This is a genomic window from Streptomyces sp. NP-1717, assembly GCF_022695985.1.
In the GTDB taxonomy this organism is placed as follows: Bacteria; Actinomycetota; Actinomycetes; order Streptomycetales; family Streptomycetaceae; genus Streptomyces.
Genome location: NZ_JAAPBF010000076.1, coordinates 20,481 through 30,040, shown reverse-complemented (window position 1 = coordinate 30,040; position 9,560 = coordinate 20,481). Strand labels below are relative to the sequence as shown.

12 protein-coding genes are annotated in these 9,560 nt (G+C 70.6%); 2 read left to right on the top strand and 10 right to left on the bottom strand.

Going from position 1 to position 9,560, the window contains the following annotated elements; all coding sequences use genetic code 11:
- Window positions 1-455 precede the first annotated feature (455 nt).
- Window positions 456-1,430: a glycoside hydrolase family 6 protein gene (locus GXP76_RS17585; protein ID WP_242572478.1), complete on the bottom strand. Its 975-nt coding sequence runs from the start codon at window positions 1,428-1,430 to the stop codon at window positions 456-458.
- 511 nt (window positions 1,431-1,941) lie between these two features.
- The gene (locus tag GXP76_RS17580; protein ID WP_242572477.1) at window positions 1,942-2,907 is read right to left on the bottom strand and encodes a pirin family protein; all 966 of its coding nucleotides are present in this window, start codon (window positions 2,905-2,907) and stop codon (window positions 1,942-1,944) included.
- A 146-nt stretch (window positions 2,908-3,053) separates the two neighbouring features.
- Here GXP76_RS17580 and GXP76_RS17575 point away from each other — a divergent pair, with 146 nt between their 5' ends.
- Window positions 3,054-3,407, top strand: coding sequence for a tetratricopeptide repeat protein (locus GXP76_RS17575; RefSeq protein WP_242572476.1), 354 nt, complete (start codon window positions 3,054-3,056; stop codon window positions 3,405-3,407).
- 22 nt (window positions 3,408-3,429) lie between these two features.
- Here the strand turns inward: GXP76_RS17575 and ligD are convergent, their stop codons facing one another.
- The 8 genes from ligD to GXP76_RS17535 all read right to left on the bottom strand — a co-directional run bounded on the left by ligD (window position 3,430) and on the right by GXP76_RS17535 (window position 8,141).
- Entirely contained in the window at window positions 3,430-4,386 is a 957-nt protein-coding gene (ligD, locus tag GXP76_RS17570) for a non-homologous end-joining DNA ligase (protein WP_242572475.1), read from the bottom strand.
- 88 nt (window positions 4,387-4,474) lie between these two features.
- A complete protein-coding gene (locus tag GXP76_RS17565; protein ID WP_308354154.1) occupies window positions 4,475-4,846 on the bottom strand; it encodes a WhiB family transcriptional regulator in 372 nt (123 codons plus the stop codon).
- Complete coding sequence (locus tag GXP76_RS17560) at window positions 4,846-5,022, bottom strand: hypothetical protein (protein WP_242572474.1); 177 nt, start codon at window positions 5,020-5,022, stop codon at window positions 4,846-4,848. The genes GXP76_RS17565 and GXP76_RS17560 overlap by 1 nt, the downstream gene beginning before the upstream one ends.
- A 235-nt stretch (window positions 5,023-5,257) precedes the next feature.
- Entirely contained in the window at window positions 5,258-5,758 is a 501-nt protein-coding gene (locus GXP76_RS17555) for an ATP-binding protein (RefSeq protein WP_242572473.1), read from the bottom strand.
- A 231-nt stretch (window positions 5,759-5,989) separates the two neighbouring features.
- Entirely contained in the window at window positions 5,990-6,364 is a 375-nt protein-coding gene (locus GXP76_RS17550) for a VOC family protein (protein ID WP_242572472.1), read from the bottom strand.
- 104 nt (window positions 6,365-6,468) lie between these two features.
- The gene (locus GXP76_RS17545) at window positions 6,469-6,861 is read right to left on the bottom strand and encodes a hypothetical protein (protein WP_242572471.1); all 393 of its coding nucleotides are present in this window, start codon (window positions 6,859-6,861) and stop codon (window positions 6,469-6,471) included.
- A 37-nt stretch (window positions 6,862-6,898) separates the two neighbouring features.
- A complete protein-coding gene (locus GXP76_RS17540; protein ID WP_242572470.1) occupies window positions 6,899-7,180 on the bottom strand; it encodes a hypothetical protein in 282 nt (93 codons plus the stop codon).
- A gap of 169 nt (window positions 7,181-7,349) precedes the next feature.
- Window positions 7,350-8,141, bottom strand: coding sequence for a VOC family protein (locus tag GXP76_RS17535; RefSeq protein WP_242572469.1), 792 nt, complete (start codon window positions 8,139-8,141; stop codon window positions 7,350-7,352).
- A gap of 418 nt (window positions 8,142-8,559) precedes the next feature.
- On the opposite strand from GXP76_RS17535, the gene GXP76_RS17530 reads away from it, so the two are divergent.
- Window positions 8,560-9,534: a cation diffusion facilitator family transporter gene (locus GXP76_RS17530; protein ID WP_242572481.1), complete on the top strand. Its 975-nt coding sequence runs from the start codon at window positions 8,560-8,562 to the stop codon at window positions 9,532-9,534.
- The last annotated feature ends 26 nt before the right edge of the window (window positions 9,535-9,560 follow it).

Sequence of the window (9,560 nt, the reverse complement as noted above, 5' to 3'; positions counted from 1 at the left end):
CCGCCCGCGACCGACCTCATGAGTACGTGTACTCAGACCACCGCGTCGCACCGCCCGGTCGGGGTGAGTGAGGGCGGCAGGCAACCCGTGCGGGCGGCAGTGCGTTCTCTCCCACGACATCGGCGCGGGAGCGTTTCCGCCCGTGTTGGGAGGCCATGTACGAAGGGCGGGCACACGATGCCGGCCCCTTCCTTCGCAGGGGCGATGAGGATCCCGCCGAGCGCTGGATCCAACTCCGCACCACGAACGCGATCGAGTCGATGTTCTCCACGGTCAAGCTCCGTACCAAGGTCACCCGAGGCGTGGGCAGCCCGGCGAGACCGACCTGGTCAGCCGTGTCCTCGCTGATCCGGACCAGACGATGACCCAGGCCACGATCGGCCACCCCTTCCTGACTCAGCGCCTGCGGGAGTGGTCGATATACCGCGCCACCCCACAGTGACGAATCCGGCGGTTCAGTATCCGTAGATCATCTTGTACGCGACTTCCGGGAGGAACTGGCCGGCCACGGAGCCGGCGCCGACTCCGCAGTTGCCGTCGGACTCACCGGGGGTCTTCAGCCACAGCAGCATCTCGGCTCCGCCACCCGTCTGGCTGACGGCCCCGGTCCTCCGACCGGCGGGGTTGCACCACTCGCCGTTGGAATCGTTGCCGTTGCGGCTGGTGTCGATAACGAAAGGCTTCGTGTAGCCGTAGGACGCCGACAGCACCGAGTTGATGGCGTTGCCGTAGCTGATGTTGCGGCCGTTGCCGTAGTAGTTCGAGATGTTCGACGCGAAGCCGTGCGCCTGTCGGGCCCCGGCGCCGTCGAGATGCCGGGCCATGGTGCCCGCGTCGATCCAGGCGGGGTTTCCGGCATCCAGGTACGTCCACGTGTTGGGCGCGTGCGCGGAGAACTGCGCCAGGGCGTCTCTGAGCATGGCGTTGCGCTCATCGATCTGCTGCTGGGACATACAGCTGAAATCACCGAGGGAGTCCGGCTCGATCACCACCAGCGCCGGTCGCCCGCCGATGGCCGAGGCGAAGGCGGAGATCCAGGTACGGTACGCCGCCGGAGAACCCGCCCCTCCGCCGGAGTGGCCGCCACAGGCATCCCGGCCGGGGATGTTGTAGGCGATCAGGACGGGAAGCTTGTCGGCGGCGTCCGCGGCTCCCACGTAGGAGCCCACCGCGGCCCCGATGTCACCGCTCCAGGAACCGAACCACCGGGCCATGGGGCGCGAGGCGATGTTGTCCCGGATCGCCGACGCCCGTCCGTCGCCGGGGTTCGCCGCAACCCATGCGGCAGGAGTCGAGTTCGGGTCCGCGTAGAATCCGCTGGTCATGCCGATCGGATCGGCCAGGACGCGGGCGTCGGCTTGCCCGGTGCCCAGCGGCAGCAGCAGGCACGCGACTGCCGACGTGACGAGCGTACGCATCATCTTTCTCATGAGTGCAGTACCTCTCTGGGAGCGCTCCCACATCGGTGGTGACTCAGCTGCGAGGGAGACGCGGGTGGGGGGGAGGATCAAGCGGCGGTCCCCCTTGGGGGCTCCGTCCGAGAACTGCCGCTGTCAGACGAGACAGTGACAGGGGGTCAGTCCGCTGTCAATGAGTTCGGTGAGGGTCGGCGGGCGAGGCAGCTTTGGTGAAGGCGGTCGGGAAGACCGTGCCAGGGAGAAGCTCGCCGAGGCCCGAGGCGCTGGCAGTAGTCGGCGCCGAACCGGTCCGCCTCTCGTACGGCGCCCAGCGTGATCACCATCCCGACGAACAGGATCTGATTACTCGCCAGTAAGGTCAGCAAGTGTTTGATTGGCCCTGGTGGCAGGTGCCAACACCTGCCACCGCAACGTCCGCCAAGAAAGCACCCAACAGCGCGCACAACCGTACCCCCTCACCAGGCTGGTGAGGAGGCACGAGGAAGGCCGCTCGTCGGACTGCGGCAGGATCAATCAGGCCAGGTCAGCGCACCCGGCCGCGTGGTTTCAGGGCCACCGGCGGGAGTTCCGGGGCGGGGAGGCGGGCGCCGTCGTAGCCCTTGACCTCGCCGAAGCGGGATTCGTTCATCCAGTCCTTGCGCGCCGCCTCGATCTCCTCGTGGGAGCGGCCGATGAAGTTCCACCACATCACGATCTCCTCCTCGAACGGCTCCCCGCCCAGCAGCATCAGGCCCGCCGCTGAGTCCGTGCGGAGCGGGAGTTCCGTGCGGCCGCAGCCGAGGTAGAGCATCGAGCCCGCCGGGACCGGGACGCCGTCGACCCGCGCCTCGCCCGACATCGCCAGCACCGCGTACTCGAAGTCGGGGTCGAGGGGCAGTCGGGCGTCCGTGCCCGGGGTGAGGGTGAGGTCGGCGCCGACCAGGGGCGTGTATGTCGTTCCCGGTGAGGTGGCGCCGTCCAGGGTGCCGAGGATGACGGTGGCCGACAGGCCCGGGGCGGTGACCTCGGGAAGGTCCACGTGGTGCTGGAAGTGCGGGTCCACGCCGCGGTGGGCGTCGGGGAGCGCGACCCACAGCTGGGCGCCGTGCAGGAGGCGGGCGTGGGGGCGGGGGCTCTCCTCGGAGTGGCTGATCGCCCGGCCCGAGGTCATGAGGCCCAGCTCTCGGGGCCGTACGGTCTGGAGGCTGCCGAGGCTGTCGCGGTGCAGGACCTCGCCGTCGTGGAGCCAGCTGACCGTCTGGAGTCCCATGTGCGGATGGGGCGGCACCTGCATGCCGGGCTCGTCGGCGATGTCGTCGGGGCCGTAGTGATCGACGAAGGCCCACGCGCCGACCATGCGGCGCCCGAGGTTGGGCAGCAGCCTGCGCACCTCGGTGGACTCGCCGAGCTTGACGTGACGAGGGCTGAGGAGTTCACGCACCGGTTCGGCGACGACGAAGCCGCGGCCGCCGCAGACGGAGAGCGTCGCCTGACGATCAAGATTGCTCATGGCGCACAACCTAATCCCGACCGGCACCTCAGGGCAGCATCCACGCGATAACGGTCGGGGACATTGTCAAAGTTTCAACCATCGGAATGTTCGGGCGCCCGCCACTGTTGTGGGCGGGTGAACAGCACGATGAGCAGGAGGAGCAAGTGGACACCAGCACGTACTACGACTTCGGAACCGCCGCCGAGCGCTGGGGACGCGCCCAGCAGTTCTTCGACGCGCAGGAGTACGTCACGGCGGCCGGCATCCTCGAAGGGCTCGTGGCCGAGGTCCCGGAGCAGGTCGCGCCGCGGCTGCTGCTCGCGCGGGCCTACTACCACTCCGCCCGTCTCCGGAAGGCCGAGACCGAGCTGCTCGCCGTACTGGAGCGCGACCCGGTCGAGCAGTACGCGCGCCTCATGCTGGGCCGCACGCTGGAGCGGCAGGGACGCGCCGCCGACGCCGGGCCGCACCTGCGGATGGCCGCCGCGCTGGCGGGAGACTTCCCCGACAGCGTCTGAACGACGAGACGAGCACGGCCCGTTACGCGGACAGGGCGTCCAGCCTCCGCCGTGCCGGACCGAGCGCCCTGCCCCTGGCCGGAACCCCGGACCAGGGGCGGGTGCGCGCCTGCTCCAGTACGTTCGTCACCGTCCAGCGCCGCGCGGTGACCGCGGGATCCTTCAGCTGGTCCCAGCTGATGGGTGTCGCGACCGGGGCGCCCTCCCCCGGACGTACCGAGAAGGGCGCGACCGCCGTCTGCGCGTACGCGTTGCGCTGGATGTCCAGATAGAGCCGGCCCCCGCGGGCGTCCGTGCGCTGCTCCGTGGTCAACCGGTCCGGCGCACGGGCCGCCAGTACGCGCGCCACGTCGGTGGCGAAGCCCCGTACCTCGTCGAACCCCGCCGCTCCGTCCAGACGGACGATCACGTGCAGCCCCTTGGAGCCGGTGGTCATCAGCGTGGCCGGCAGGCTCAGTTCGCCGAGCAGTTCGCCGAGCAGCAGCGCGGCGTCGCGTACGGGCTCGAAGTCGTCCTCGGCCGGGTCGAGATCGAACACCAGCCGGTCCGGGAAGTCCGCGCGGTCCACCCGTGAGAGCCAGCGGTGGAAGGTGATGGTCGCCTGGTCGGCGAGGTGGACGAGCGTCGCGGTGTCGTCGCACACCGGGTGTGTGACGGTGCCGCCCTTCTTCGCCATCTCGGCCCGCCGCGCCCAGTCGGGATAGTTGCCCGGGATGTTCTTCTGCATGAAGCGGGGGCCGTCGAGCCCGTCCGGATGCCGCTCCAACATCAGTGGTCTGCCTCTGAGTTCGGGCAGCATGTACCGGGCGACGCAGCGGTAGTACCCGACGAGATCCGCCTTCGTGAGGTCCCCGCCTCCGTCGGAGGCGGGGAAGAGAACCTTGCCCGGCCGGTGGATACGTACGGTCCGACCGCCCGCCCGTACGCTCTCCTCGGCCGGCGAGGCGGAGTCGGCTGAACCGGCTCCTCGGGTGCTCATCGCACTCATGCCTCCTTGAACCCGGCGCCGAACCGCCCACGCGGGAAAGGGCGTTGCGTGGCCGGGCGTCGAACCGGTCGGACGTGCCTCAGTGGCCGCGCGGGCGACGCGTGCCGCCCGGCCCGGATGCCTGCCTGCCGCGCGGCGCGGGCACACGCCGCCGGCCGTTGCGCCGCAGCCGGCGCCGTTCCTCGTCGTCCGTACCGCCCCAAACCCCCGACGTGCGAACGGTGTTGAGTGCCCATTCGAGGCACCGGCTCTCCACCGGACAGCTGTGGCACACCTCCTTGGCGCGCTCCATCTGTTCGGCGGCGGGGCCGGATTCCCCCACCGGGAAGAACAGTTCGGGATCGGCGTGCGCGCAGGCCGCGTCGCGCAGCCATTCCCACGCGTCGGCGCCGGTTCCCGTCCCGGTCTCGTCCGCCGTACCTGTCTGATCGATGTGCAGCCTCGCGCTCATCAGTCCTCTCCCCGCACCACGTTCCACTCCTGATCCGCCGTCTCCTGCCTTCCCTGGCCGGCGTCTCTCGGTTCGCCTTCGCGGATCGTGACGCGCGCCGGGAGGCACGTACGCAACTGCCCCTCGCGCTCGGCCGATCGGCCGCGGGACGTCCGCGGGCCCTGGTCGGTTTCCATCTCTGACTCCTTGTCTCCGCGCCACCCGGACGCGGGCTGTCGTCTGAGCGCGTACCCGACGTCCCCGGACCGAAAAGCGCGGACCGGTGCGCGGACCGCGAAACGGACCGATGAGCGGACCGGTGCGCGGACCGAAAGGCGCGCCCTGGGGACGCGGGCCGGAGCGGTCCGGTGATACGGCTCCGTCCCCGGCCCGCGGCCGTCCTGCCCCGAGGTCGGGGATACGACGCCGTTGTCAGGCCGTGGCCGCAAGGGACGGGACGGACGCGGGCACCGGCGTCTGCGCCGGAACGGGCTCCTTCGCCGCCGCGTCGGTCCCGCCCACCGGGACGGCGGGCAGCCGCAGGACGTTCTGCGGCGCCTCCACGCTCCTGGTGAACCAGACGACCTTGCCCTCCACCGTGCCACAGGTACCCCAGCTGTCGCTCAGTGAGGCGAGGCGCGCGAGTCCGCCGCCGCCGGCCGACGGCAGCCGGGGCAGCTCAGGTCCGTTGTCCGAGACGGCGGCCGTGAGATACCGGCCCGTCCAGCGGATTTCGACCATGCACTTGTTGTCCGCGCCGACATGACGGTGGACATTGGTCAGGAGTTCGTCGACACCCGAACAGACCGGTTCGACGTGCGGGTCAAGACTCCAGTGTCGAAGGTGAGCGGCGACAATCCGCCGAATCTGCGATACGCGCTCCGGAGAGGCGTGCAATTCCACCTCGTAGTAGCGGCCGAGTGGAATCGTCATGGTCGAGGCTCCTCACACACAGGGGCCCACGTACTTCACCTCGTTGTTGCAACGACCCCCGAATACGAAGCGTGAGCTAAAGCCACTTCTGGGTCACTGAAAAGATTGACCCGACGGAGCCGAATGCGCAACTTCTCGGCTCCCGGCGACTGCTCCCGGGACAGTGGCGCGCGACGGCGCACCGGAGCGGATGAGCGAGAAACACACTGGTCGGAGGGGGTCTCCGGTCGGTCAGACGGCCCGGCAGAGACAGAAGGGATGACCCGCCGGATCCGCGAACACCCGGAAGCCGCGTTTACCCCCGTCGTCATCGAGATCGAGCGCTGTGGCACCGAGCGCGAGCACCTTCTCCTGCGCGGCCGCCATGTCGGCCACCGCGAAGTCGAGATGCGCCTGCTGCGAATTGGAATCGGCGCGCGGCCACTCCGGGGCACGGTGACCGGGAGCGCGCTGAAAGGCGATCCGGGCCCCGCCCGGTACGCGCAACACCCACCAGCCCTCGTAGTCGTGGCTGATCTCCCCGCCGAGCACGCCCTGATAGAACTCGGCGACGGCCGCCGGATTCTGACAGTCCAGTGCCACCAGAGTGAACGTCACACTCGTCACTTCCCGGCCTCCTCACTCTTACGAACAGCGTCCCGCCGACGGCGTGTCAGGGACGCGGCGCCGTGCGGCGTGCGTGTCACAGCGTGCGTGTCAGCAGGTGCGTGTCACGGCGTGCGTGTGTCCAGCCGTAGCTGGACCTCCTGTTCCTGGTCGCCCGCGGCCGTACCCAGCACCTGTACGGCGAACGCGCCGGTCAGCTCCTCCTGTAGTTTCGCGACCGCCCAGTAGCCGCCCTGGACGTCCGCGGTCACCGGCCTGCTCAGCCGGGTCGGGCCGGCCTTCCGCCGTACCTCCGACACGTCGAAGGTCGAACTCCACACCGTCGGGCGGGCCCCCGCCACCTCCCGCGGCCTGTCGTCGGGCGCGCGGTCGGAGGCGAAGACGGTACGCAGCGCGCCGAACACGGCGTGCGCGTCCTCCGTCTCGCAGCCGCTGAGTTCGACCGTCACTTCCGCGTCGATGCCGTGTGCCGCCGTGGGTTCCTGCGTGCTCTTCACCGTGGGTTCCTCCGCTCGGAAGTGGGCGCCGGGCCGGTCAGCCCGACGGTTCGTCGGGGACGGGCTGCTCGGGATGCACCCCGCCGGTGTTGGGTTCGCCGCGCCTGCCGGCGCCGGCCTCGTCCGTGTCGGGGAGCGACTGGTCGGGCTCGTCCGGGGCCTCCGCGGTGTCCGGGGCGTCCTCGGGCTCGTCGGACGAGCCCAGGCCCTCCACATCCACGTCCAGCGGATCCTCGCCGGGGCGGGCGTGCTGGTCGGGGAGGTCCCTCGGGACGGCCGCGCCGTTCCCCCCGTTGTCGTCCGGATGTCCCTGGTTCACCGTGATTCCCTTCGTCAGTGGCCGTCGGGCGCCGGTCACGCCCGGTCGGCGGACGGCTGTCCACCGGCCTGCGGACGGCGGACGGCCGGGTCGTCCGCCGGGCCGCATACCCGATCGCGGGCCGAAATCCCGGACAGGCGGACCCGCGTTCCGGGAGCGCCGGTCCGTCTCAGCGGTCCGTCAGGGTGAAGAGCCCGCCGTCGGGGTCCCGCAGCGTCACCTGTTCCCCGTCCTCGTACGCCGTCCTCTCCGTCGCGACCACGGCGCCGCCCATCGCCTCCGCGGTCTCGGCCGCCGCCCTGATCGCCTTCACGCCGTCCACGGCGAACGAGACATGCCAGCGCGGCCGCAGATGCGGGTCCGCCGCCGCCTCGATGCCCCCGCTGCCTATTCGCGCCACGACGTGCCCGGCGCCCCGCCCGGTACGGAGCACGACGCGGTCCTGCTCGTAGCTGACATCGATGGCGCCCATTCCCTCGTCGGCCCACTTCAGCACCTCGCCGTAGAAGATCGCCGACGCGATGGCGTCGTAGGTCCGCAGCTCCAGGCGGAAGGGCGGGCCGCCGAGCTTCTCCGTGGCGTCGGGCAGTGGCTCGCCCTCCCAGAAGCCGAAGACGGCGCCGTCCCGGTCGGCGGCGAGCGCGGCCCGCCCCATCTCGAAGGCCAGGGGCCCCACGGCGACCGTGGCGCTGCGCTCCCGGATGCGGGCGGCCGTCGCGTCCACGTCGCCCACGACGAAGTACGGCGTCCAGGCCACGGCGACCTGGAGCGTGGGGGCCAGCGCGCCGATGCTCGCGACCGGTACGCCGTCGGCCTCCGCCACGACGAACTGGTCGCCGAGTGCGGCGGGGCGGAAGGTCCAGCCGAGTACGGCACCGTAGAAGCTCTGCGTCTCCGCGAGATCGCGGGCCAGCAGGCTCGCCCAGCACGGCGCCCCGAACACAGGATGCCTCGGTGCCATGACCGCTCGCCTCACTCCGGTCGTGCCAGTGGATGCCCCCGGCTCCCCTCCGCTCCCTGACGACTGTGCCAGCAGAGCACCCGCCCCGCATGTCGCCCGCCTGTCACCCGGCGCACGAGGCGGCGCCTCCGGCCGGGGGCGTACGGAATCGCCGTGACCACGGCCGGGACGGCTCCGCCGGTGCCGTACGGCGGATCGCGGCGTCGATTCGGCCCGCGCGGGCGGGGTACACGCGGCGGAGCGGCCGACACACGGGGTCGGCCCATCCGACTGGAAGGCCGACTTGAACCAGAGAGAACCGGACACAGAGAAATCCGGCACGAAGACCTCCGGCGCGACGACGTCCGGCGCGGAGACATCCGGCGCGACGACGTCTGGCGCGGAGACATCCGGCACTGAAGAATCCGGCGTCGGCAACGTGCCCGACCCGAAGAAGTCCGACGGGAAGACCCGGATCACCATCCTCGTGGCCCTCGCCGCGAACATCGTCATCGCCGTCGCGAAGGCCATCGGCGGTCTCATCTCGGGGTCGCCCGCGCTTCTCTCGGAGGCGGCGCACTCCGTGGCCGACAGCGTCAACGAGGTCTTCCTGCTCACCGCCCTGCACCGCAGCCGGCGCCCGGCAGACCGCCGTCACCCCTTCGGATACGGCAAGGAGCGCTACTTCTGGTCGCTGCTCGCGGCTGTCGGGATCTTCGTCATGGGCGGCTGCTTCTCCTTCTACCAGGGCTATCACGCCCTGGTCACGGACGACGGGGAGAGCCCGAGCGGATATACAGCCGGCCTGATCGTGCTCGGCGTCGCCCTGGCCGCCGAGGGCAGTTCGCTGCTCCGCGCCCTCCATCAGCTGCGCAAACAGAAGGGCAGCGCCAAGGACCCCGCCGTACGGACCGTCGTCGCCGAGGACGCGACCGCCGTGCTCGGTGTGCTGCTCGCGATGGCGGGCATGGTGCTGCATCTGGTCACCGGCGAGGTGGCCTGGGAGGCCGGCGCGTCCTTCGGCATCGGTCTGCTGCTGGTGTTCGTGGCGTACCGGCTCGGCGCCGAGGCGCGCGTCCAACTCGTCGGTGAGTCCGTCGATCCCGAGCTGCGCGGCCGGATCGCCTCGCTCCTCGACGCGCAGCCCGAGATCGACAACGTCGCCCAACTGCTGACGATGCGGCTCGGCTTGGACTCGGCGCTCATCGCCGCGCGGATCGATCTGGTGCCGGGGCTGGACAGCGAGGAGATCGAGCTCATCTGCGTACGTATCAAGCGCTCCGTGGCCGGGACTTGGCCGGAGGCCGACCATGTCTTCCTCGACATCACGGAGGCACCCCCGGAGACTCAGGAGACTTCTCAGAACTCACGGGCCCCACAGCCCTCGCGGACCTCGCGGACCGGCGGCACGTAAGTCCCACGGTCCCTTCGAGGGACCGG